Raw genomic sequence first — 23,408 nt, 5'->3', positions numbered from 1 at the left:
GAACGGGGCATCGCGCGGCACGGCGATCGGGCCCGGGCCCCGCCCCAGACCCCCCCACCCGGGGGCCCGGCCCCCAGGTAGAGGGCCCCCCACCCCCCCCCCCCCCCGGCGGCCCCCCCCGCACCGCTGTCTTCAGCTCCGCTGTCTGGTGACTATCCACCGACCGCGAAGGTCAGTCCTTCGAGGTGCGGGTACGGCGGACCAGCAGGCTGCCACCGAGCACCATGGCCGCGGCGGCCCCGCCGGCCATACCCAGCTCGGCGTCGGCACCGGTGTGCGCCAGCTCCGGCGGCCTGTGGTGCGTGTGGTGGTGCGGGTGCTGGTGGTGCGAGTGGTGCGACGGCGGTTGGTGGTGCGTCGGCGGCTGGTGGTGCGTCGGAGGCTGGTGGTGCGTCGGGGGCTTGTGGTGGGTGGGCGGCTTGTGGTGCGTGGGCGGGCAGTCCGGGTGGTGGTGGTGCGTCGGAGGCTTGTGCGTCGTCGGCGGCTTGTGCGGCGGGTGGACCGGGGGCTTGTGCGGGGGATGAACCGGCGGCTTGTGCGGCGGGTGCACCGGGGGCTTGTGCGGCGGGTGCACCGGCGGCGGCGGGGTCTCGTGCCCACCGGACTCGTTGCCGCACTTGTTCCCGAACGCCGGGTTCAGCGCACCGATGACATCGACGGTGTTGCCGCACACGTTGACCGGAACGTCCACGGGAGCCTGGATGTTGTTGCCGGACAGCACACCGGGGGAGCCGACCGCGGCGCCCTCGGCGCTCGCGCCCTGATCCCCGGTGCCGGATCCGCCCTCGTTCACGCACTCGTTGCCGAACGCGGGGTTCAGCAGGCCGATCACATTCACCGTGTTGCCGCACAGGTTGACCGGTACATGCACCGGCACCTGCACGTTGTTGCCCGAGGCGACGCCGGGCGAACCGAAGGCCGCGCCGTCGGCGGAGGCATCCGCGAACGCGTATCCACCGGCTGCGGTCAGGATCCCTGACGCCGCCGCCATCACCAGCACGCTCTTACTCAAGGCTTTTCGCATTGGTTGCCCCTTCTTAGGACATTCCGCGCGAGCGGAACGCTCGCTGTTCATTCATCAGGCCGGTGCGGAGACCTCCGGGAGGCCCTCCCGGCGGCGCCCGTGCATGACTCGGCAAGCGGCGGTCACGGAAAGCGCAGAGACCACGAAGAGGCGTTCTTCGTGTGATGAGTCCTGCTTCTGCCGGTCAAGCGCCCGAACCTGCACGCTTGTGTCACTCATAACGAGGAGGAGTTGTTGAGGAAACTCACAGGGTCGTGGAAATTCTGTGACCACTCGAATGGGGTATGCAAACGGGTTGCTTCCGGACCGGCCCGGCGTGTTAATGCGCCCGGCCCGGCGGGCGGGAAACGGCTGTCGGGGGCGGGCGGGGCAACGAGGCGTAACGATTCCGTCCACGCCTCTCCGAAGTGTCTTTTCGTACTCCTGTACGTGCCTCCGGCATTCGGGTGAATGGAGAGAACCAAACGCCCGGAGGCGAGTTGGGCAGGGGGCTCCGGTACGGGGCATCCAGTACGAGAAGGGTTAATCGTGATCAAGAAGGTTCTGGCTACGGGTGCCGTTGCCGCCTCCATCCTCGGTCTGGGCGCGACGCAGGCCATGGCCATCGGCGACGACGGTGGTACGACCTCGATCAACGGCAACGGAGCCTCGCAGTCGTTCGGCAACGCCGAGACCCGTGGTGACGGCAGCCCGCAGTTCGGTCTGGTCCAGGGCAGCCTGAACAAGCCCTGCATCGGCCTGCCGGCCAAGGTCAACGCCGGTTCGCTCATCGGCCTGATCCCGATCGCGGTCCAGGACGTCAACGTGCTGTCCTCGCCGCAGAACCAGCAGTGCACCGAGAACTCCACCCAGGCCAAGGGCGACGAGCCGCTGTCGCACATCCTGGACGGCATTCCGGTGCTCTCCGGCAACGGTGCCGGCAACAGCTGATCCGCAGCTGATCCAGCCGCAACGACAGGCCCGGGCCGCCGACGTTCCTCCTCCGCGCGGCCCGGGCCTGTCGCTGCCATTCCCCGGAATGGGTGCATCGGATTGTCGGAAGATCCCGTCGGTGATATCGAGTGATCGATCATTGCATCATTCGGGCGATTTTCCGAGAATCCTCTGGCTGACGAGTTTCGCCTACGGTCTTAAATCGTTATGAATTACAGCGGCGGAGTTACGAGTGATCGGTATCGCGCTCGTGCGGCACGAAAGACGTGGCTGCTTCGGACTCCGTCGAAGAAAGGGAACAAAGTGAAGTACACCAAGGTTGCCGCCGTTGCCGCCGGAACCCTGATGGCGATGGGTGCCGCTGCCCCCGCCTTCGCCGACTCGGGCGCCGAGGGTGGCGCCGCCCTCTCCCCGGGCGTTGTGTCCGGTAACTCCATCCAGGTCCCGGTTCACATCCCGATCAACGCGTGCGGCAACACCGTGAACGTGGTCGGTCTGCTCAACCCGACCTTCGGCAACGCCTGCGCCAACATCTGACCCACGGTCGGACGGGCCGAACGCTCGTGACCGGAAGGCCCCGGAACGCATTTCGATGCGGTCCGGGGCCTTCCTTCTTTCTCTCCGGCATTCGATCGGGTGGTCCCGCAGAAAAGGCGAACCCATCCAGTTGCCGTGTCGCAACCGCATCGTTACCCAGGGCGAAAGCGGCAGAAGGCACGGCTAAAGAAGGCTCGTGCGGCGCGGGTGCGCGACCGAACAGATGCCGCTGCAGAAGGGAACCCGAAAGTGAAGTACGCGAAGACTGCTGCGTTCGTTGCCGGTTCCGTGGTTGCTCTCGGAACGGCTGCTCCCGCCTTCGCCGTCACCAACGCCACGGCCCCCAACTTCAGCCTCAACGGAGGCATCAACCAGGTGGTGGAGAGCGCCCCGCAGGCTGTCGACCCGGTCGTCGACACGGTCGGCGGCGCCGCGGAGTCGGTGCAGAAGAACGGCACCGTCACCAAGCTGGCGGACCAGGCCACCGGTGCGGCCAAGGGTGCGGCCCCGCTCATCGGCGGGCTGCCGGTCGGCGGCTGACCGGCCGAGCCGCGGCAGTTACCCGCCGGTTCCGGACTTTCGCATTCCTCCGGTGCTGTGAATTCGACGAACAACCGAACGTAAAAGCACCGTTCGAGTGAATCGGCACAACCATCCCCGTCGTCGTGAGTTGATCAGGACGCTCCGGACAGGCGGGCAACAGAAAACCCCAGAAGGGCTATTTCATGATCAAGAAGATTATGGCCTCGGCAGCAGTCGCTGCTTCGATCGTCGGCGTCTCCGCCGCGATCGCCCCGCAGGCCATGGCCATCGGCAACGACGGTGGCACGACGTCGGTCAACGGCAACGACGCCATTCAGTCGTACGGCAACTCCGCCACCCACGGCGACATGAGCCCGCAGTTCGCGCTCATCCAGGGCTCGCTCAACAAGCCCTGCATCGCGCTGCCGGCCAAGGCCAACGTCGGTTCGGTCCTCGGGGCCATCCCGATCTCGGTCCAGGACATCAACGTCCTGGCCTCGCCGCAGAACCAGCAGTGCACGGAGAACTCCACCCAGGCCAAGGGCGACGAGGCGCTCTCGCACATCCTGGACGACATCCCGATCCTCTCCGGCAACGGCGCCGGCAACAACTGAGGCCCGTCCCGCTCCGGACGCTCCTCGCCGGCTTCTGCGAACCGGCAGGGGAGCGTGCCGCGGGCAGCTTCGAGCCCGCCTGCAAGCAGTAACCGAATCACCTGTGGGGTCGTCACATCCACGCGGCAGCCGTTCTCCGGCCGCCCGGATGTGCCGGCCCCACTCGTGTGTCCGGGGTGCGGCGGCCCCTCGAAGGAGCGGGTGGACTGGGCCGGTTGCCGTAGTGCGGGCAGGCGTCACCCGCCGCACCGGGTAGGTGCCACACATGGACCAGTACGACAGTCAACGCCCCCGCGACCGGCAGCGGCACGCACAGGACGGCACACCCATCTACGACCGGCTGCTCGCCGAGTGGCAGGCGGCCCACGGCGGCCCGGAGCCCGCGCCGCAGGCAGGGCCGGACCGGCCGTGCGCGGGGAGTCGGGTTCCCGCGGCCCGCACCTCCGGCGAGGCCGTCGACGGGTGACCGGGCGCCGTCGAACTCTTGCCGGATCGAACCCTTTTGAGTGGTACTGCGGAACCGACGCTTCCGTAGCGGGTTGATCAGTACGTTCCACAACGGGACGCTCCGAAAGGTGAAGCGTGATGAAGAAGATGATGGCCGGCGCAGCAGTGGCCGTGTCCCTGGTCGGTCTGTCCGCAGCTGCGGCCCCCGCGGCCATGGCGATCGGCAATGACGGGGGCACCACGTCGGTCAACGGCAACGGCGCCGTGTCCGAGTTCGGCAACAGCGTGACCCGGGGCGACGGAAGCCCGCAGGTCCAGCTCGTCCAGGGCACGCTGAACAAGGCCTGTGTCGGCCTGCCGCTCAAGGCCAACGCCGGTTCGCTCGTCGGCCTGCTGGTGCCGGTCGCGGTCCAGGACATCGACGTGCTGTCCTCGCCGCAGAACCAGCAGTGCGCCGACAACTCCGTCCAGGCCAAGGGCGACGAGCCGCTGTCGCACCTGGTCGACGACATCCCGGTGCTCTCGGGCAACGGCATCGCCAACAACTGACGCACCCGTCGTGCGGGCCGCCCGGGGATTCCCCCGCGGTCGCCCGCACCGCGGTGCGCCGCGCCGCACAGCAGGATCCGGGGCATCGCCCCAGGGCTCCACGCAAAAGGATGCCCACCGCGCCACGGGGGGCGGTGGGCATCCGGCGTACCGGGGGGCGGGTCAGCCCAGGCTGCGTACCGGGACGACGCAGTGGGCGGAGGTGGTGATGACCTCCGGGTCGCCCGCGAAGGACCGCAGCAGCTCCTCGCTCACCGGCCGGCCCGGTGCGCCCTGGGGCCACGGCCGGGTGGCGAACATGGCGTGCACCTCGCCCCGTTGGCCGGCCGCGGCCAGCCACTCGGGCGGGGCGGGGTACTGCGCCGTGAAGTGGGGCAGCGTGAGGACCGCCTGGCCGGCCTGGACGAGCAGCTTCACCGGGAGGCCCGGGTTCTCGGCCGCGTACACCGGGCCGGTGCCGACCGGCAGTCCGCTGCGCTCCAGGGACATCCGCATGGCCGCCTCGCCGACGGCGGGGCCGTCCGTGCCGTCTCCCAGCGAGTAGACGAGCAGGAAGGCGACATCGTGGCCGTCGGCTGGGTGTTCGCCGCTCCAGCCGATCAGTGTGATGGTGCCCAACTGGGCTTGTGTGAACGTGCCGGTGGCGGTCTGGGGTGAGGTCATGCTCGGCACCATAACGGCCCCGGACCGGTCGTTGTGCATGTGTTTCACCTGATCGAGGGAGATAGTCGGATATCTCCGGTGAAGGCGGCTCGGACCGTCTCCGTCCGGAGTGCTCGGACAGACGCGTTCGAAGGCCTCGATCAAATGTGTTGAGCCGGTCGACGCGCGCGGGCTAGGGTGTCCACTGTTCCGGACGGCGGAGATCAACTCCGGCTGTCGGTCCCGTGCTTGAACCAGGAGGTGAGGATCGTGATGGCTGTCACTGTGCTGGGCGCTGCCCACAACCCGAAGAGCATCATTCCCACCCCCGTGGTCGCCGGCTGACCTACTCCGCAACTCTGCGCGCCCGTGTGCGCGTTGCCGGGGCCACCCTTCGAAGGGTTTCCCTTGTCTTTCCCGTCCTTCCCCTCTTCCGCTTCTTCTCTTCAGGGTTCGTCCGCGTCGAATCCGCTGTCCCCGTACGGCTGGGACGACGCGTGGGCGGCCGAATTCGCACCGTACGCCGAGCAGGGACTGCTGCCCGGGCGCGTGGTGCGGGTGGATCGTGGCCAGTGCGATGTCGTCACCCCGCAGGGCACGCTCCGCGCCGACACCGCCTTCGTCGTCCCGCGCGATCCGATGCGGATCGTCTGCACCGGTGACTGGGTCGCGGTCGACCCCGACGGCGATCCGCAGTTCGTACGGACGCTGCTGCCGCGGCGTACCGCCTTCGTCCGCTCGACGTCCTCGCAGCGCTCCGAGGGCCAGGTGCTCGCCACCAATGTGGACCACATCGTCATCTGTCTCTCGCTCGCGGTCGAGTTCGACCTGGGGCGGGTGGAGCGCTTCCTCGCGCTCGCCATGTCCAGCTCCAGCGGTGACGCGCTGCTGGGAGGCGGAGGGCCGGCCGGGGACGGTGTCGCCGAGCCGATCGTGGTGCTGACCAAGGCCGACCTCGTACCGGACGCCACCACGCTGTCGCACCTCGTCCAGGACATCGAGGGCATCGCGCCCGGGGTGCAGGTGCTGCCCGTCAGCTCCGCCACCGGAGAGGGTGTCGACGTGTTCGCCGCCATCGTCTCGGGCGGTACGAGTGTGCTGCTCGGGGCCTCCGGCGCGGGCAAGTCGACCCTCGCCAACACCCTGCTCGGCCACGACGTGATGGAGGTGCAGGCCGCGCGTGACGTCGACGGCAAGGGCCGGCACACCACCACCACCCGCAACCTGCTGCTCCTGCCCTCCGGGGGCGTGCTGATCGACACCCCCGGGTTGCGCGGGGTCGGGCTCTGGGACGCGGAGGCCGGTGTCGGCCAGGTCTTCTCGGAGATCGAGGAGCTGGCCGAGCAGTGCCGGTTCCACGACTGCGCCCATGATTCGGAGCCGGGCTGCGCGGTGCTCGCCGCGATCGAGGACGGTTCGCTGCACGAACGGCGCCTCGACAGCTTCCGCAAGCTGATCCGCGAGAACCAGCGCATCGTCGCCAAGACCGACGCCCGGATGCGGTCGGAGATGCTGCGCGAGTGGAAGCGCAAGGGCGCCGAGGGCCGGTTCGCCATGGAGGCGAAGCGGGGCCGGGTGCGGTAGACGGTGGTTCCCGGTCCGCGGCCGGCCATGGTCGCGGACCCGCCGGTCCACGTCCGAAAACCGCCAGTGCGGCACCGGTGGGTGCCGCACACTGGACGGTGTGATGGACGAACAGACCAGGTACGAGGCGGTGAGCAGCCGCGACGCGCGTTTCGACGGGGAGTTCTTCTTCGCCGTCGAGACGACCGGGATCTACTGCCGGCCGAGCTGCCCCGCCGTCACGCCCAAGCGCAAGAACGTCCGCTTCTACCCGACCGCGGCCGCCGCGCAGGGCCAGGGCTTCCGGGCCTGCCGGCGCTGCCGGCCGGACGCCGTGCCGGGCTCGGCGGAATGGAATGTGCGGGCCGATGTCGTGGGCCGCGCCATGCGGATGATCGGCGACGGGGTGGTCGACCGGGAGGGCGTGCCCGGTCTCGCGCACCGGCTCGGCTACAGCTCGCGCCAGGTGCAGCGGCAGCTCAACGCCGAGCTGGGCGCCGGTCCCGTCGCCCTCGCCCGTGCCCAGCGGGCCCACACGTCGCGGGTGCTGCTCCAGACGACCGGGCTGCCCGTGACGGAGATCGCCTTCGCGGCCGGCTTCGCCAGTGTGCGCCAGTTCAACGACACGATCCGGCAGATCTACGCCCGTACCCCGAGCGCGCTGCGGGCCGAGGCCGGGACGGGGCTGGGAGCGGCGGTCCGGGAGGCGCGCACCACCGGGATCCCGTTGCGGCTCGCCCACCGGGGGCCGTACGCGGCCCGCGAGGTCTTCGATCTCCTGGCCGGCGAGCCGGTCGCCCGGATCGAGGAGATCAGCGGTGCGACGGGTGACCGTACCTACCGGCGCACTCTGCGGCTTCCGTACGGCACGGGCATCGTGGCTGTGGACGAACGATCCGACGGGGCCTGGCTCGATGCCCGGATCCACCTCACGGACCTGCGGGACCTGACGACGGCCGTCCAGCGGCTGCGGCGCCTGTTCGACCTGGATGCCGATCCGTACGCCGTCGACGACCGGCTCGGCGCCGACCCGCTGCTCGCACCGGGCGTGGCCGCCCGCCCCGGGCTGCGTTCGCCGGGCGCTGCGGACCCGGATGAGTTCGCCGTACGGACGCTGGTGGGGCGGGCGGAGTCGGAGCGGCTGGTGGAGGCGTACGGGAAGGTCCTGGACGTGCCGTGCGGCGGGCTGACGCATGTGTTCCCCGAGCCGGGGGTGCTGGCCGGTGCGGCGGGCGGCCCGGAGCTGCGGGCGCTGGCGGCCGCGCTGGCCGACGGGGACGTACGGCTGGACGCCGGGGCCGACCGCGACGAGGCCGAGCAGGCGCTGCTGCGGCTGCCGGGGATCGGCCCGGCAGCCGCGGCGCTCATCAGGATGCGTGCGCTCGGTGATCCGGATGTGGATCCGGACGGCAGGCCCGAGGCGGACCGGTGGCGGCCCTGGCGTTCCTACGCGGCGCGTCACCTGGGGCTGTTGTGAGCGGGCCTACGCAGGCAGGCCCCAGCGCGGTGCGGGGGCGTTCGCCGTCACCGGGCGGATGGTCAGGTCCGGTCGGTCGCCCCGCGCCGTGATCAGGGCCGAGTCGCCCTTGCGGAGGCGGATGCGTACCGTGCCGTCGGCCGCCGTCTCGTGGTCCAGCGGCCGTCCGTGCCGGTCGCGGATCTCCACCGGGCCGTCGATGCCATGGCGCACGACGCAGGGTGCGCCGGCCTCGCTGGTCAGCCGTACCCAGCGGGTCCGGCCCTCCTGGCGTACCGCACTGAGCAGGAACGCGCCCTGGGTCCGGAAGCCGTGCACGGTCAGCTCCCGCCAGTCGGCGGGCAGTGCCGGGAAGACCCTGATCGTGTCGCCCCACGACTGGCAGACCATGTCGTGCAGGGACTGGGCGGCCGAGAGCGGGGTCTCGATGACCGGGCCCGACTCCTTGTACATGGTGTTCGCCTGGATGAAGCGGCTCATCAGCTCCTCCAGGTACTTCAGCGCGTCCTCGCCCTTGCCGAGCAGCGCGGACATCGACGCGGCGCCGGTGAACGTATAGCCCTGGAGGGCGCCTTCGAAGCCCACCCAGTGGGTGAGTGACTTCTCGATCAGGGCGCGCTCGTCGGCCGTCGCGCCGGTCAGCTCGTACAGCGGGTACACCGCGAGCATGTGGGAGTAGTGACGGTGCGATTTCGCGAACGGCACCCCGGCGCCGATCATGAACCCGTTGCCGTCGACCGGGTACGGCGCCAGCCGGGCGAGGACCTCCTGCCAGCGGGCGGTCAGCGGGTCGCGGACGCCGAGCCGGCCGGCCGATTCGAGCAGGGTGCGGCAGCCCCAGCGCAGCAGCATCAGGTCGTAGTTGCAGTCCGGGGCGTTGACTCCGTACTCGGGGGAGAACGTCGCCGGCAGGTGCAGCCTTCCGTCCGCGCCCGGCGTGAGGAAGTGCAGGTAGTAGTTGACGGCCTTGCGCAGCAGCGGGAAGAGCGTGTCGCGCAGGATCGACTCGTCCATGGTGTGGCGGTACGAGAGCCAGACGTTGTGCAGCGCCCAGGTCAGATTGCCGACCTCGGGGGTGGGCGGGTCCTGTCCGGGGATGCCGACCCCGTAGCCGCCGTCGGTCACCGAGGCGCCGTTGACCAGTTGGGGGTCGGTGGTCCGGGGGATGCCTGCCGAGTCGGCCCGGTAGGGGGCGGCGACCTCGCGCGAGAGCTGGTCCCGGAATTCGCTCAGGGCTCGGGTGACGGCGTCCAGTTCCAGGTGATTGGAGCCGTGGATCAGCCAGTACTCCAGCTGGACGTTGAGGTTCCACCAGGTGTTGGGCCAGGGCGTGGGCTCCAGCCAGGGGCCGGAGGTGGCCATCACCGGGGCGTCCTTGCGGGCCGCCGACGCGGTCTTGTAGAGCTGGATCCAGTAGAAGCGCTGCAACCGGGCGTCGGGCAGGGAGAGGAAGCTCTTGCGGTAGAACCGGTCCCACCAGGTGCGGTGGGGTGCGGCGAGCGGGCCGTACGGGAGTGCGGAGGCGGTCCTGACGGTGCGCAGCGCACGGTCGCGGGCCGTTGCTGCGGGGTGGGAGTGTGCGACCGAGACGTACAGGGTGCGGGCCGCGCCCCGGGTGCGTTCGCGCCAGGCGGTGACGTGCTCGCCGCCCGCGAGCAGCGGCTGGACGGCGGCGGTGGTCCCGCCGTGCTGTTCGATCACCGCCTCGGGATTTCCGGTGTAGCCGTCCGGGACCGGCTTGAAGGCGGCACGCGGGCTGATCGCCTCGGCCGGGTGGAAGACCCACCGGAAGTCCCGCTCGCCCGGGCTCGGGGTGATCTCCACGGCGAGCAGATCGTTGGTGGAGTGGACGAAGGCGCGGAGTTCCAGGGTGCCCGCGGTCGTGGTGACGGTGCCTTCGAATTCGGCGGTGCGCAGCCGCATCCACCACTCGATGCCGGTGATGGTGCCGACCGGTTCCAGGGTGAAGTGGCCGATGGGGAGGCGGGCGAGGCCGAAGAGCGAACCGAACTCGGGACGGTGGTCCTGGACCTCGGAGTGCTGGACGTTGAAGCGGACGGCCCGGGTGGTGGCGCCGGGTTCCGCGTAGATGCCGGAGCCGAGGCGGCCGTTGCCCAGGTACGGGCCCTCGTACCAGGTCTTCGGCAGCTTCTGCCAGAGCAGGTCGGCGTCGTCGAGGACGGTGCGCCAGCTGTCGTCGGGGGAGCGCACGGTGGTGGGGGTGGGGGCGGGGGCGGCCGGGGCGGCGGCGAGGGCGGGGACGGAGGTGCCGGCCGCCACGAGTGCGCCGCCGATCGCGGTGCCGGTGGCGAGCACCGATCTGCGCGAAGGGGCGGGCCGGGACGGGGAAGAGGCTTCGGTGCGGGGCGGGCGGGAGGGGTCCGGTGCTGTGGGCAAGGCTTCTCCTGGCGACTCGTACGCAGGCGCTTCAATTCATCCGAGCTATACCCTCAGGGAAGGTAGGCGTGGGTCAATGCTGCGTCAATGGAGCAGGAGAGATCCGATGTGTTTCCGTGTATCTGGACAGCGTCCAGCCTGATGTCGCAAGGGCGGGACGTGATCAGCCCCAGATCACCGCGCCCAGCCAGGCTCCAGCCACCAGCAGGCACGCGAAGAGCTCGACGAGTACCGAATAGCCGGTCGCCCGCATCACCGAGCGCACCGATGTCCACCCCGCCCCGTGGCTGCCGAGCCGCAGTCGCTCCGCCCCGTAGATGGTCCCCACGTAACCGGCGACCGCGCCGATCACCGGCACCACGAAGAAGCCCACGATCGCGCCGACCCCGCCCAGCATCAGGGTCTTGCGCGGCGCCCCCGTCTCGCGCGGGCGGCGCGGCGGCAGCAGCGGCTTCAGCGCCTGGTTCAGCAGCAGCAGCGCCGTGGCGCCGATGAGCACGCCCCAGGCGACCGGCGTCATGTCGGTCAGCGCCCACCACAGCACGGCGGCCCAGACGATCGCCTGCCCGGGCGCCCCCGGCACCAGCACGCCCAGCAGGCCGAGGAGCATGACGAGGCCGACGGCGACGAGTTGCCACACGCTCATCTGACCAGCCTGCCGGAGTCCGGCCGGTCCCGCCCGTCAGCGCACCCGGGGACGGTGGCCGTCGGCCCAGCTCAGGGCCGGGTCGCAGCCGTGGTGGTGCGCAGCCGCGGCCGCCGTGCCGGGCCGCTTCAGAACCGTGGTGTGCGGGCGACCCAGCCCCGCTCGTACGCGTGCCAGCCCAGCTGCAGCCGGGTCGACACGCCGGTCAGCTCCATCAGGCCCTTCACCCGTCGCTGTACGGTCCGCAGCCCCAGCTCCAGCTGTTTCGCCACGCTCGCGTCCGTCAGCCCGGCCAGCAGCAGTGACAGGATCTCCAGGTCCGTCGGATCGGGCCCCGTCGCCTCGTCCTCGGGCCGGTTGCTCTCGCCCAGCCTGAGCGGCATCGCCTCGCGCCAGACCGCCTCGAAGAGCCCCATCAGCGACTCCAGCAGCCCGGAGGCATGGACCACCAGGGCGGCGGGCTCGGCGCCGCGTCCGGTCAGCGGCACCATCGCCAGGGCGCTGTCGGCGACGACCAGCTTGGTCGGCACCCGGTCGATCACCCGGCACTGCTCGTCCCGGCTCAGTGCCGCCGACAGCTCCATGATCCCGGACGGCAGCGAGAGCAGCTCGCGCTCGACCACCACCCGGTACGACACCCCGCGCGTCGCGGCCCGCTCCTCCGCCTCGTTCTCCATTCCGCTGACCGCGATCGGCTTCCCGGTGACCAGGGCGCACACCTCGCTCGCCGCACCGAGCTGCAACTGGTGGAAGCGGTGAGTGACCGCGCTCGCCCCGGTCACCACCTCGACCAGATCGTGCACGGCCGGCTCGGCGGCCTCCGCCCGGTACTCCTCGGCGAGCAGCGCCGCCGCCAGCTCCGCCTGCTCCAGCTCATGGCGCTGCTGGGTCAGCAGCGCCCCGAGCGCCACGCCCGGCGGGGCCGCCACCCAACGCCCGGTGCGCGCCGACGCCTGCGCGGCCAGACCGTGCTGCTCCAGCCTGCGCAGGGCCCGCTCGGTGTCCGGTTCGGGAAGCGCCAGCCGGTGCGCGAGATCGGAGACCTCCGCGGCTCCCACCGCCACGAGCGCGCGGTACGCCGACTCCTGTATCTCGTCGAGCCCTATGGCTCCAAGCATCCCCGGACCCCTCCCGGACGCGTTGATTCCGCACGATGTCGCTGTCGACGGGTGTCCGTCCATGGCGGAAAGCGGCCACGGCGTAAACCCGCCGTGTACATCATCCCTTTATCGCCCGGCGCTCTGCCAATGTGGCGCCACCGAAGTACCAACAACCTCCGGAAGACTGCGGTTTGCGCTGGTTGGTTCCGGATTCACTTGGGGAGAGCGATGCGTCCGATATCGCGTACGGCGCTGGGGGCGGCCACCGCCGCCGTCCTGGCCGTCACCGCGATCGCACCGTCCACGGCAGCGCCGCAGGACGACGCGACAGGGAAGAGAGCACTGACCGGCAGTTCGGCCGCCGAAGCCAAGAAGGACAAGCCGGTCACCGTGACGCTGGTCACCGGTGACAAGATCCTGGTGAGCAAGGACAGTTCGGGGGCCGCCTCCGCCGCCGCGCTGCCCCGCGAGGACGGCACCGTTCCCCTGGTGCAGACCAGGCAGTCCGGCAAGGACCTCTACGTCTACCCCGAGACCGCCGCCGCCGCGCTCGCCGCGGGCAAGGTCGACGAAGAACTCTTCAACGTCACCGGCCTCATCCGGCAGGGCTACGACGACGGGCACACCAAGTCGCTGCCGCTGATCGCGGTCTACGGCAAGGATCGGGCCCGCTCCACGTTCGCCACCCCGCGCGGCGCGAAGCGCGGACTCGCGCTCGACGCCATCGACGGTGTCGCGCTCAAGGCGGACAAGGAGAAGGCCGCCGACTTCTGGGCGGACGTCACCCGCGGCGCCCGCTCCTTCTCGACCTCCGGCATGAAGAAGCTCTGGCTCGACCGCAAGGTTCAGGCCACCCTCGACAAGTCGACAAAGCAGGTCGGTGCCGACCTCGCCTGGGCCGCCGGATACGACGGCAAGGGCACCAAGGTCGCCGTCCTCGACACCGGTGTCGACGCCGAGCACCCCGACCTCAAGGGTCGGGTCGCCGCCTCGGAGAACTTCACCGACTCCGACTCCACCGACGACCGCCAGGGCCACGGCACCCACACCATCTCCACCGTCGGCGGCTCCGGCGCGGCCAGCGGAGGCAAGAAGAAGGGCGTCGCCCCCGGCGCCGACCTGCTCGCGGGCAAGGTCCTCAACGACAGCGGCTCCGGCGCCGAGTCCTGGATCATCGCCGGCATGCAGTGGGCCGTCGACCAGAAGGCCGACGTCGTCTCCATGAGCCTCGGCAGCCCCGAACCGACCGACTGCACCGACCCGATGAGCGTCGCCGCCGAGGAACTCGCGCAGAACAAGGGCACCTTGTTCGTGATCGCGGCCGGCAACGCGGGCCCGACGTTCAACACCGTCTCCTCGCCCGGCTGCGCCCCGAGCGTGCTGACCGTCGGCGCCGTCGACCGTGACGACACCACGGCACAGTTCTCCAGCCGTGGCCCGGTCATCGGATCGCACACCCTCAAGCCCGAGATCACCGCCCCCGGCGTCAACATCTCGGCCGCCGCGGCAGGCGGCCGGGGCGTCTACGCGTACCAGTCGATGTCCGGTACGTCGATGGCCACCCCGCATGTCGCGGGCGCAGCGGCGATCGTGAAGCAGCGTCACCCCGACTGGACCGCCCAGCAGATCAAGGCAGCCCTCGTCTCGTCCGCGAAGAGCGACATCCCCGGCGACGTACGCGAGACCGGCGGCGGCCGCCTCGACGTCAAGGCCGCCATCGACACCACCCTCGTCGGCGCCCCCGCCGTCCAGGGCGGTACCTTCAACTGGCCGCAGGACCGCTCCGACCGGACCACGGTCGACATCCCGTACACCAACTCCGGCACCAAGCCGGTGAAGTTGTCGCTGAAGGTCCAGGGCGTCACCGGCAACGACGGCTCAGCCGTCCGCTCCTCGGTGGCGAAGCCCGGCGCGAGCACCGTCACGGTCCCGGCCGGAGCCACCGTCAAGGTCCCGTTGCGGATCGACCCGACGGCCAAGCTGAAGGCCGCCCAGTACGGCGATGTCACCGGACGCGTGCTGGCCACCGGCCCCGGCGGCGCCAAGGTCTCCACCCCGTTCTCGCTGTACGTCGGGGCCGAGACCGTCACCCTGCGGGTCAAGCTCGTCGACCGCACCGGCAAGCCCGCCGCCGGCATCTCCTCGCTCGACGTGATCGGTACCGACACCTCCAGCGGCGAGCGCCGCTTCAACGACGGCGCCACCGACCAGGTCTACCAGGTGCGCCCCGGCGCGTACTTCGTGTCCAGCTTCGTCTCCTCGCCCGACCCGGCGGACGCCACCGGCAACATGGAGGAGTCCGTCGCCTACCTCGCGCGGCCGCAGCTGAACGTCACCAAGGACACCACCCTGGTCCTGGACGCCCGCAAGGCCCACCGGATCCAGGTGAAGACCGAGGACCGCGCCTCCGAGAACCGTTCCACGACGCTCGCGTTCGGCCGCAGCTGGGACGATGTCTGGCTGCACTCCGGCTCCATCACCGGTGGCTCCGCGGTCAAGAACTACCTGGCCGACGTGCAGGGCAGGGCCAGTGACGGCGACTTCGAGTTCGCCAGCTTCTGGCGCGCCTACGCCCCGCAGATCGAGAAGCTGTCGGTCGTCGGCGGCGCCGAACTGCACCCGAGGACGGCGAGCACCGGCTCCGTCAACCTCGACGGCAAGGGCGAGGCCGCGCTCGTCGACGCCGGTACGGGTACCCCCGACGAGCTGAAGGCCGCGGGCGTCGCCGGAAAGATCGCCCTGGTCGAGGTCGGCGACGGCGACAACAACGTGTACGCCCTGACGCGCGACGCCAAGGCCGCGGGCGCGAAGGCCGTCATCGCCCACCGCCCCTCCGCGGGGCCCTGGCAGCCGTCCGTCGGCTACGCCCCCTCCGCGCTGCCCGCACTCGGCATCGAGGCGGGCGAGGCCGGCGCGCTGAAGGCCGCCCTGGCCGACGGCCCGGTCGAGCTGAACTGGAAGGCCACCGCGGTCAGCCCGTTCGTCTACAACCTCGCGTTCCCCGAGACCGGCCCGATCACCTCGGACCGCACCTACAAGGTCCGCGACACCAAGCTCGGCAAGGTCACGGCCAACTACGAGGCCATGGGCGTCGCCGCCGACTACGTCGACACGATGATCATCAACCGGCCGTACGGCGGTGCCTTCTCCGCGGCCGGTGACGTCGTCGCCGCCCCCGGCAAGCGCACCGAGTTCTACTCGGCGGGCGACACCGCCTGGGTGCGGTACCTCTCCTCCAGCTTCCCCTGGGGCGAGCTGATGGTCGACCAGCCGCGCACCTACCAGGCGGGCTCGAAGCGCACGGAGAACTGGTACCGGGGCATCCCGGCCCCGGCCGCCCCGCGCGACGCCGCCGGCAAGCTCCTGCTCGCCGCCGAGCGTCAGGACAACCTGATCGGCGTCGCCCCGGGCTTCTGGAGCGACAGCGAGCACGCCGGTCTCCAGGGCTCCTTCGGCGACATGGGCGGCATGCGCCTGACCAGCGGTGACCAGGTCCTCGGCGAGTCCGGCTGGCCGTCCGGGGTGTTCACCGTCCCGGCTGAGGACGCCGCGTACGAGCTCACCATGATGACCACGAGGACCGGTCAGCCCGCCGCCGTGTGGAAGCGGTCCACCCGCACCGAGACCACCTGGAAGTTCCGTTCGAAGCGGGACGAGAACGCCTACTCCCAGGGGATCCCGCTGCTCTTCCCGGGCTACGACCTGGACACGGACGGGCTCAAGACCCTCGCGGCGAAGGACGGCCAGAAGATCGGCCTGAGCGTCAGCGGCCACGCCGGCTACACGCCCGGCAAGCTGGTCGCCGCCAAGGTCTCGTACTCGTACGACGGCGGGGAGACCTGGAACGACGCCACCACCGCACAGCAGGGCGGCCGTTGGACCGCGACCGTGAACCACGCGGGCGCGGCCGGCAAGCCGGTCACCCTGAAGACCGAACTGACGGACGCCAACGGCAACTCCGTCATCCAGACCGTGAACGACGCGTACGCCGTGCGTTGATCACCAACTGACCGGTCCGCCGGGCGTCCTTCCCGTGGGGGGTGGGGGCGCCCGGCGGACCCATGTTCGCGGCCACTTTTTCCGGATGACCCGTTTTCGTACGGCCCTCGCGGTCGACAATAAGGGCATGAGTCAGCAGGGGGAGAAGCCCGCCGCCAACGAGGACGACTGGTGGCGCAGGCTGTACGACGAGAGTGCCCGGGACACCGGGACGAGCGACGCGGCCGACAGTCTCGACGACCGCTTCGACTCGGCGTCGGACGCGGTGAGTCCGGGCGGGGCCGGGGCTGGGGGCCGGGGCAGGACGTCCGGAAGGGGATTCGACGAGGGGCCCGGTGGCGGGGCCGCATCCGGGACCGGGGCTCGGGCCTATGGGGGATCCGACGGGGGTGCGGGGGAGCCTTCCGCGGTGATGCCCGAGGCGGACCCGGTGGTCGCGCCCGGGGTTGTTCCGGTGGTGGATCCGGTGGTGGGATCCCGGCCGGTGTGGGGGGAGACGGTACGGGAGCGTGCTCCGTGGGAGCCGCCTGTCGCGACCGTGGGCGGGCCGGGGACGGCCCCGTCCGGCCCGGCGCAACCGCGTACCTTCGCCGCCCCGCCGATTCCTGCGGAACCTCCGCCTCCGTCCGTGTCTCCGTCCGTGCCTTTATCCGTGCCTCCGTCCGCGTCTCCGCCGGTGCCTCCGTCCGTACCTGAGCCCGTGCCTGAGCCGACGCGGGCCGTTGAGCAGCTGACCACCGCCCCGGCTGCGGCGGAACGGCTTGCTCCGGAGCAGCAGGCCACGCCGCCGCCGCTTTCGGCGCCGCCTCTGCCGAGGCGGCCGGTGGCCGAGAGGCCCGCCGCCCCGCCGGCGCCGGCTGCTGCGTACACCGCACCCGCCGCCTCCACCGCACCCGCGCCGGAGGCCGGGCGCGAAGCCGGCCCCGCTTCCCGCCCCGTGATCGGCCATGTGGGTGACCGGCCGCCCACGTACGACCCCGAGCCCACTGCGCTGCCCGCCACCGCCCCGCAGGAGCTGGACGGCCTGGTGGCCGACACCGTGCTCGACGGCGCCCGTTACGGCACGTACACCCTGCGCGCCGTCTCCGTGCGCGGGGATTCCGCCCGGTTTCGCGGCGAGCCCCGCCGCGACGCGCTGCTCACGGCACGCTTCGGCACCGACGAACGCGCCCTGGTCCTGGTCGCCGTCGCCACCGGCGCCCGCGCCGCCGGCTCGGCACACCTGGCTGCCGCCGACGCCTGCCGCTGGATCGGCGCAGCGGTCGGCCGCAGCCACGTCCGGCTCTCCGAGGACATAAGGGCGGGCCGCCGAGGGGACCTCAAGTCCGGGCTCAACCGCCTCACCGACCGGACGTACGGCAAGCTGCGGGCCCGCGCCGCCGAGCTGGGGGTGGCGCCGCAGCAGTACACGGCGGGGCTGCGCTGCCTCCTGCTGCCGGCGGATCCGGACTGCCGTACGCGGGTCTTCTTCGGCATCGGCGCCGGTGGCCTCTTCCGGCTGCGCGACGGCGTCTGGCACGACCTCGAACCGGAAATCCCGGCAGTCGGGGACACCGGGGGCGCCGGGGATGCCGGGGACAGTGCCACGGACCCCAGGACCGGGCCCGGGGCCCCGTCTTCCGAGGGCGGGCCCGACGGCGACCACCTCACCATGGACCTGGCCATCACCACGCCTTCGGGACCGTATGCCGAGTCTCCGCCCGACCCGCCCGCAGAACCGTTCCGCTTCCGGGGTTCGGTGGCCCGGCAGGGAGACGCCCTGCTGCTGTGCAGCCCCGGGCTGGCCGAACCGCTGCGGGGCGAGCCGGCGCTGGCCGAGGAGCTAGCCGGACGCTGGGCGACCGAGGAGGCACCGGGGCTCGTGGCCTTCCTCGCGGACACCCAGCTCCGGGTGAAGGGGTACTCCGACGACCGTACGAGTGTGGGCGTCTGGGAGGCGTAACCGCGTGCGCCATGGGTTGATGGATGCGGAGTCCGGAAGCCGAAGCGCGGAAAGGGTACGCACCCATGGCCAAGCAGAACGTGTCGGAGCAGTTCGTCGACATCCTCGTCCGGGCGGGCGTCAGGCGTATGTACGGTGTCGTCGGCGACAGCCTCAACCCGGTCGTCGACGCCATCCGCCGTAACCGGGCCATCGACTGGATCCAGGTCAGGCACGAGGAGACCGCAGCTTTCGCCGCCGGCGCGGAGGCCCAGGTCACGGGCTCGCTGGCGGCCTGCGCGGGATCCTGCGGCCCCGGCAATCTGCACCTCATCAACGGCCTCTACGACGCCCACCGCTCCATGGCCCCGGTACTCGCCCTCGCCTCGCACATCCCGTCGGGCGAGATCGGACTGGGCTACTTCCAGGAGACCCACCCGGAACTGCTCTTCCAGGAGTGCAGCCACTACAACGAGATGATCTCCAACCCGCAGCAGATGCCCCGGCTGCTCCAGACGGCGATTCAGCACGCGATCGGCCGGGGCGGGGTCAGCGTCGTCACGATGCCGGGTGACATTGCATCGCAGCCCGCCCCGGAGAAGTCCATCGAGCACGCGCTGGTCACCTCGCGGCCGACGGTCCGGCCCGGTGACGAGGAGATCGACAAACTCCGCCGGATGGTCGACGGGGCGAAGCGTGTGACATTGTTCTGCGGCAGCGGCACGGCGGGCGCCCACGCCGAGGTGATGGAGTTCGCCGAACGGGTGAAGGCCCCGGTCGGGCACGCGCTGCGCGGCAAGGAGTGGATCCAGTACGACAACCCGTACGACGTCGGCATGAGTGGTCTGCTCGGCTACGGCGCCGCCTACGAGGCGACCAACGAGTGCGACCTCCTGATCCTGCTCGGCACCGACTTCCCGTACAACGCCTTCCTCCCGACCGATGTGAAGATCGTCCAGGTCGATGTGCGCCCCGAGCACCTGGGACGCCGCTCCAAGCTGGATCTCGCGGTCTGGGGCGATGTCCGCGAGACCCTGCGCTGCCTGACGCCGCAGGTGAAGGAGAAGACCGACCGCAAGTTCCTCGACCGGATGCTGAAGAAGCACGCCGAAGCGCTGGAGGGCGTGGTCAAGGCGTACACCCGCAAGGTCGAGAAACACGTCCCGATCCATCCGGAGTACGTCGCCTCGGTGCTGGACGAACTCGCCGACGACGACGCCGTGTTCACCGTCGACACCGGTATGTGCAATGTGTGGGCCGCGCGATATCTCACCCCCAACGGCAAGCGCCGCGTCATCGGATCGTTCAGCCACGGCTCGATGGCCAACGCACTTCCGCAGGCCATCGGTGCCCAGTTCACCGACCGGAACCGCCAGGTGGTCTCGATGTCCGGCGACGGCGGATTCACCATGCTGATGGGTGACTTCCTGACCCTGGTGCAGTACGACCTGCCGGTGAAGGTCGTACTGTTCAACAACTCCTCGCTCGGCATGGTCGAGTTGGAGATGCTGGTCGCGGGCCTGCCGTCGTTCGGCACGACCAACAAGAACCCGGACTTCGCCGCGGTCGCCCGTGCCTGCGGGGCGTACGGCGTTCGCGTGGAGAAGCCCAAGCAGCTCGAAGGCGCGCTCAAGGACGCGTTCAAGCACAAGGGTCCGGCGCTCGTCGATGTCGTCACCGACCCCAACGCCCTCTCCATCCCGCCGAAGATCAGCGCCGAGATGGTGACCGGCTTCGCGCTCTCCGCCAGCAAGATCGTGCTGGACGGGGGAGTGGGCCGGATGCTCCAGATGGCCCGCTCCAACCTGCGGAACGTGCCCCGCCCCTGAACGAGGTCCGGGGCAGGGCGGGTCGGTGTGCGGCGACCGTCACGCCGGAGTCAGGCGCAGCGTCAGGATCTGGAACGGCCGGAGCGACAGTACGAGACCGTGCTCGTCGGTGTCCGCCTCGCGCAACGGCCGCTCCAGCAGATCGGTGACCTGGGCCCGGACGACGGGGAACCCGACCCGCAGTGTGGTGCCGGCGCGGCCGCCCGCCGACTCGTAGAGCCGCACGATCACATCGCCGCCGCGGTCCTCGGCGAGCTTCACCGACTCCACCGTGACCGCCGGATGTCCCGTGTCGACCAGCGACGGCAGTACCGGCGCCACCGCGGCCCGCAGCGGCAGATTGAGCGCGAGCCCTTCCCGTACCGCGTCCGTGATCTCGCCGCCCGGCGCCAGCGAGTATCCGAACCGGTGCCGGCCGAGGTCGGTCCCGGGGTCGGGGCTGTGCGGGGCGCGCAGCAGCGTCAGCCGTACGGTCGTGCCGAGGCCCGAAGCGTGCGGGGTCCGGGTCACGTCGTGTCCGTACGTCGAGTCGTTGAGCAATGTCACGCCGTACCCCGGCTCGGCGACCCGCAGCCAGCGATGGGCGCAGATCTCGAAGCGGGCGGCGTCCCAGCCGGTGTTGTCGTGCGTGGGGCGGTGGACATGGCCGAACTGGATCTCGGAGGTGGACCGTTCGGCGTGTACATCGAGCGGGAACGCCGCCTTGAGGACCTTTTCCGACTCCCGCCAGTCGACCTCGGTCTCGATGTCGATCCGACGGCTGCCGGCGCTCAGCCGGATCTCCTGTGTGACATGTGACTGCCCGAAGGACCGCCGGACGCGGACCGCGGCCCGCAACGGCCCCTCCTCCACCAGCTCGACGGAGTCCGCATCGGTGAGGTCGGTCCGGGTGCGGCGGTAGTGCCGGTCGATGTCCCAGGCGTCCCAGCGGTTGGGGTGGTCGGGGTGCAGCTGGAGGAGGTTGGCCCGGTGGCCGGGAGCGAGGACGTCCCGCCCCGCACCGAGATCGCGGACGGCGGCGATCAGCCCGTCGGCGTCGATCACCACCCGCAGCAGCCCGTTGTCGAGCACGAGACCCTCGGCCGCCGAACCGGTCGCGGAGACGGGGTGCTCCGGCACCGCCGAGCCGTTCAGCGGACCGGCGCCGAGCCCGGGTGAGTCGGCCAGCACCACCGTACGGCCGCCGCCCAGGTGCTGCACCCGCGCGCCGGACGGAAGCACCGCGGCCGCCTCCGGGTCCAGCTCGACCACCTGACGGCGGTGGTACGGGGACGAGTTGAGCGCCACCAGACCCTCGGCCCCGCTCAGCGCCGCCACCGCGTCCGCCACCAGATCCGCCAGTTCCGCCCGCACCCGCTCGTAGGTCTCGCGGGCCTCGCGGTGCACCCAGGCGATCGACGAGCCGGGCAGGATGTCATGGAACTGATGCAGCAGGACCGTCTCCCACAGCCGGTCCAACGCCTCGTACGGATAGCGGTAGCGCTCGCCGGGGTTGCGCAGGGCTGCGGCCGTCGCCCACAACTCCGCCTCACGGAGCAGGTGTTCGCTGCGGCGGTTGCCCTGCTTGGTCTTGGCCTGGGTGGTGTACGTGGCCCGGTGCAGCTCCAGGTACAGCTCGCCCGACCAGACCGGAGCCTGTGCCCCGTACTCCTCCTCGGCCGCCGCGAAGAACGCCGCCGGCCGCTCGACGGCGACCTTCGGTGAGCCCTCCAGGTCCCTGAGCCGGCGTGCCTTCTCCAGCATCTCGCGGGTGGGCCCGCCCCCGCCGTCACCCCAGCCGAACGGGACGAGCGAGCGAGTGGCCAGCCCCTTCTCCGCGAAGTTCCGTTCGGCATGGGCGAGTTCACTGCCGTGGAACTGGGCGTTGTAGGTGTCCACGGGCGGGAAGTGGGTGAAGACCCTGGTCCCGTCGATGCCCTCCCACCAGAAGGTGTGATGTGGCATTTTATTGCTCTGGTTCCAGGACAATTTCTGGGTCAGGAACCATTTCACCCCCGCGAGACGGGCCAGTTGCGGGAAGGCCGCCGTGTAGCCGAAGCTGTCCGGCAGCCAGATCTCCTCGGTCTCCACCCCCAGCTCCTGCCGGAAGAACCGCTTGCCGTGCACCAGCTGCCGGGCCAGTGCCTCGCCGCCGGGCATATTGGCATCGGACTCCACCCACATCGACCCCACGGGCGCCCACTGCCCGTCGGCCACGGCCTGCCTGACGCGCTCCCAGATGTGCGGCTGGTGCTCCTTCACCCAGGCGTACTGCTGGGCCTGCGAGGCCGCGAAGACCAGCTCCGGATAGTCCTGGGCCAGCGCGGTGACATTGGCGAAGGTGCGCGACGCCTTGCGCACCGTCTCGCGCAGCGGCCACAGCCAGGCCGAGTCGATGTGTGCATGACCGGTGGCTGAGATCCGGTGAGCGCTCGCCGCGGCCGGGCGGGAGAGCACTTCGGCCAGTTCCTCCCGGCCGGCCCGCGCCGTGCCCGCCACATCGTGCAGATCCAGCGCGTCCAGCATGCGTTCCAGAGCGCGCAGGATCTCGTACCGCCGGGAGCGCTCCACGGGGAGTTCCCGCATCAGTTCGCAGAGCACCTCGATGTCCAGGACCAGATGCCAGACCGTCTCGTCCAGTACCGCCAGGTCCGCGGCGGCGAACCGGTGGAGCGGCCGGTCGCCCGCCGTCCGCACGTCCCCGAGCGATGTCGGCGCGAAGCCGTGTTCCAGTACAGCGGGGTTGGCCGCCGCCTCCAGCAGCAGCGCGACCGGCTCGCCGCCCGCCGCCGGGGCGGCCACCGTCAGATGGCGATTGCGCGGATGGATGCCCTTGATCGGGACGCCGTCGGTGCCGTACAGCATGCCCTCGGCCTGGAACCCCGGCCCCTGACCGGAGAAGCCGGGATCCACGACGACCTCGACCCGACGCCCCGCCCACTTCTCCGGCACGGTCCCCTCCAGCCGGAACCAGCTGGTGGACCAGGGCTTCCCCCACTCGCTGCCGGTGCGGAACGGCTCGAACGATTCCTGGAGGACCTGAGCCACCGGAACGGGCTCACCGGGGATGTGCCGGACGGAGAGCGCGAGCGGGGTGCGGGCCGGGTACTGGGCGGGGCGGATGAACTGGTGAAGGGCCCGTTCGAGGCGGTCCTCCACCAGGGTGCGGTCGTCGTGCATCACGGCTCCAAGGGGTCGGCGCCTGCGGGTGTTCATGGCTCCACTTCCC

General features: G+C 70.8%; 17 protein-coding genes. 11 read left to right on the top strand and 6 right to left on the bottom strand.

Translation table 11 applies throughout. The features are described from left to right. Positions 1-172: 172 nt before the first annotated feature. Positions 173-1,024, bottom strand: a complete 852-nt coding sequence (locus ACFVH0_RS31695) for a chaplin (protein ID WP_385825814.1) — start codon at positions 1,022-1,024, stop codon at positions 173-175. 528 nt (positions 1,025-1,552) lie between these two features. On the opposite strand from ACFVH0_RS31695, the gene ACFVH0_RS31690 reads away from it, so the two are divergent. The 6 genes from ACFVH0_RS31690 (at position 1,553) to ACFVH0_RS31665 (ending at position 4,626) form a co-directional block, all read left to right on the top strand. Further along, complete coding sequence (locus ACFVH0_RS31690) at positions 1,553-1,954, top strand: rodlin (RefSeq protein WP_385825812.1); 402 nt, start codon at positions 1,553-1,555, stop codon at positions 1,952-1,954. Between the two features lie 306 nt (positions 1,955-2,260). After that, positions 2,261-2,494 (top strand): chaplin, encoded by a 234-nt coding sequence (locus ACFVH0_RS31685; RefSeq protein WP_385825810.1) that lies wholly within the window; start codon positions 2,261-2,263, stop codon positions 2,492-2,494. A 249-nt stretch (positions 2,495-2,743) separates the two neighbouring features. Further along, positions 2,744-3,034, top strand: a complete 291-nt coding sequence (locus tag ACFVH0_RS31680; protein WP_358948514.1) for a hypothetical protein — start codon at positions 2,744-2,746, stop codon at positions 3,032-3,034. 185 nt (positions 3,035-3,219) lie between these two features. Further along, positions 3,220-3,630, top strand: coding sequence for a rodlin (locus ACFVH0_RS31675; RefSeq protein ID WP_124721269.1), 411 nt, complete (start codon positions 3,220-3,222; stop codon positions 3,628-3,630). Positions 3,631-3,895: 265 nt separating this feature from the next. Beyond that, positions 3,896-4,096 carry a hypothetical protein gene (locus tag ACFVH0_RS31670; RefSeq protein ID WP_385825808.1) on the top strand — a complete coding sequence of 67 codons (201 nt, stop codon included), beginning with the start codon at positions 3,896-3,898 and terminating at the stop codon, positions 4,094-4,096. 119 nt (positions 4,097-4,215) lie between these two features. After that, positions 4,216-4,626, top strand: coding sequence for a rodlin (locus tag ACFVH0_RS31665; protein ID WP_385825807.1), 411 nt, complete (start codon positions 4,216-4,218; stop codon positions 4,624-4,626). 162 nt (positions 4,627-4,788) lie between these two features. Here ACFVH0_RS31665 and ACFVH0_RS31660 read toward each other — a convergent pair whose 3' ends face one another. Next, positions 4,789-5,289: a DUF5949 family protein gene (locus tag ACFVH0_RS31660; protein ID WP_385825805.1), complete on the bottom strand. Its 501-nt coding sequence runs from the start codon at positions 5,287-5,289 to the stop codon at positions 4,789-4,791. Between the two features lie 387 nt (positions 5,290-5,676). Between ACFVH0_RS31660 and rsgA the strand changes: the two genes are divergently transcribed. Both rsgA and ACFVH0_RS31650 read left to right on the top strand, forming a co-directional pair. Next, positions 5,677-6,852 (top strand): ribosome small subunit-dependent GTPase A, encoded by a 1,176-nt coding sequence (gene rsgA / locus ACFVH0_RS31655; RefSeq protein ID WP_385825803.1) that lies wholly within the window; start codon positions 5,677-5,679, stop codon positions 6,850-6,852. A gap of 103 nt (positions 6,853-6,955) precedes the next feature. Beyond that, positions 6,956-8,308, top strand: coding sequence for a DNA-3-methyladenine glycosylase 2 family protein (locus tag ACFVH0_RS31650; protein ID WP_385825826.1), 1,353 nt, complete (start codon positions 6,956-6,958; stop codon positions 8,306-8,308). 6 nt (positions 8,309-8,314) lie between these two features. On the opposite strand, the gene ACFVH0_RS31645 is transcribed toward ACFVH0_RS31650, so the two are convergent. The 3 genes from ACFVH0_RS31645 to ACFVH0_RS31635 all read right to left on the bottom strand — a co-directional run bounded on the left by ACFVH0_RS31645 (position 8,315) and on the right by ACFVH0_RS31635 (position 12,469). After that, entirely contained in the window at positions 8,315-10,624 is a 2,310-nt protein-coding gene (locus ACFVH0_RS31645) for a glycoside hydrolase family 95-like protein (RefSeq protein WP_385825824.1), read from the bottom strand. A 244-nt stretch (positions 10,625-10,868) separates the two neighbouring features. After that, positions 10,869-11,351, bottom strand: coding sequence for a DUF456 domain-containing protein (locus tag ACFVH0_RS31640; protein ID WP_329588241.1), 483 nt, complete (start codon positions 11,349-11,351; stop codon positions 10,869-10,871). A gap of 128 nt (positions 11,352-11,479) precedes the next feature. Continuing rightward, positions 11,480-12,469, bottom strand: coding sequence for a helix-turn-helix domain-containing protein (locus ACFVH0_RS31635; protein WP_385825801.1), 990 nt, complete (start codon positions 12,467-12,469; stop codon positions 11,480-11,482). Positions 12,470-12,679: 210 nt separating this feature from the next. Between ACFVH0_RS31635 and ACFVH0_RS31630 the strand changes: the two genes are divergently transcribed. From ACFVH0_RS31630 to ACFVH0_RS31620, 3 genes are all read left to right on the top strand, one after another. Continuing rightward, a complete protein-coding gene (locus tag ACFVH0_RS31630) occupies positions 12,680-16,450 on the top strand; it encodes a S8 family serine peptidase (RefSeq protein WP_385825799.1) in 3,771 nt (1,256 codons plus the stop codon). An 85-nt stretch (positions 16,451-16,535) separates the two neighbouring features. After that, the gene (locus tag ACFVH0_RS31625; protein ID WP_385825797.1) at positions 16,536-18,392 is read left to right on the top strand and encodes a protein phosphatase 2C domain-containing protein; all 1,857 of its coding nucleotides are present in this window, start codon (positions 16,536-16,538) and stop codon (positions 18,390-18,392) included. 65 nt (positions 18,393-18,457) lie between these two features. Beyond that, on the top strand, positions 18,458-20,200 hold the full coding sequence (locus ACFVH0_RS31620) for a pyruvate dehydrogenase (RefSeq protein WP_385825795.1): 1,743 nt from the start codon (positions 18,458-18,460) through the stop codon (positions 20,198-20,200). Positions 20,201-20,239: 39 nt separating this feature from the next. Here ACFVH0_RS31620 and ACFVH0_RS31615 read toward each other — a convergent pair whose 3' ends face one another. Further along, a complete protein-coding gene (locus ACFVH0_RS31615; RefSeq protein WP_385825822.1) occupies positions 20,240-23,359 on the bottom strand; it encodes an alpha-mannosidase in 3,120 nt (1,039 codons plus the stop codon). Positions 23,360-23,408 lie beyond the last annotated feature (49 nt).

Source organism: Streptomyces sp. NPDC127117, assembly GCF_042677325.1.
GTDB lineage: Bacteria > Actinomycetota > Actinomycetes > Streptomycetales > Streptomycetaceae > Streptomyces.
Note: the sequence above shows the minus strand (reverse complement) of the source record. Positions and strands in the feature narration are given on the sequence as shown.

What these genes read in the sequence shown, in the direction of transcription:
- ACFVH0_RS31695 (WP_385825814.1), bottom strand. Translation starts at nt 1,024, where the DNA reads ATGCGAAAAGCCTTGAGTAAGAGCGTGCTGGTGATGGCGGCGGCGTCA.
- ACFVH0_RS31675 (WP_124721269.1), top strand. Translation starts at nt 3,220, where the DNA reads ATGATCAAGAAGATTATGGCCTCGGCAGCAGTCGCTGCTTCGATCGTC.
- ACFVH0_RS31670 (WP_385825808.1), top strand. Translation starts at nt 3,896, where the DNA reads ATGGACCAGTACGACAGTCAACGCCCCCGCGACCGGCAGCGGCACGCA.
- ACFVH0_RS31665 (WP_385825807.1), top strand. Translation starts at nt 4,216, where the DNA reads ATGAAGAAGATGATGGCCGGCGCAGCAGTGGCCGTGTCCCTGGTCGGT.
- ACFVH0_RS31660 (WP_385825805.1), bottom strand. Translation starts at nt 5,289, where the DNA reads ATGACCTCACCCCAGACCGCCACCGGCACGTTCACACAAGCCCAGTTG.
- ACFVH0_RS31650 (WP_385825826.1), top strand. Translation starts at nt 6,956, where the DNA reads ATGGACGAACAGACCAGGTACGAGGCGGTGAGCAGCCGCGACGCGCGT.
- ACFVH0_RS31640 (WP_329588241.1), bottom strand. Translation starts at nt 11,351, where the DNA reads ATGAGCGTGTGGCAACTCGTCGCCGTCGGCCTCGTCATGCTCCTCGGC.
- ACFVH0_RS31635 (WP_385825801.1), bottom strand. Translation starts at nt 12,469, where the DNA reads ATGCTTGGAGCCATAGGGCTCGACGAGATACAGGAGTCGGCGTACCGC.
- ACFVH0_RS31630 (WP_385825799.1), top strand. Translation starts at nt 12,680, where the DNA reads ATGCGTCCGATATCGCGTACGGCGCTGGGGGCGGCCACCGCCGCCGTC.
- ACFVH0_RS31625 (WP_385825797.1), top strand. Translation starts at nt 16,536, where the DNA reads ATGACCCGTTTTCGTACGGCCCTCGCGGTCGACAATAAGGGCATGAGT.
- ACFVH0_RS31620 (WP_385825795.1), top strand. Translation starts at nt 18,458, where the DNA reads ATGGCCAAGCAGAACGTGTCGGAGCAGTTCGTCGACATCCTCGTCCGG.
- ACFVH0_RS31615 (WP_385825822.1), bottom strand. Translation starts at nt 23,359, where the DNA reads ATGCACGACGACCGCACCCTGGTGGAGGACCGCCTCGAACGGGCCCTT.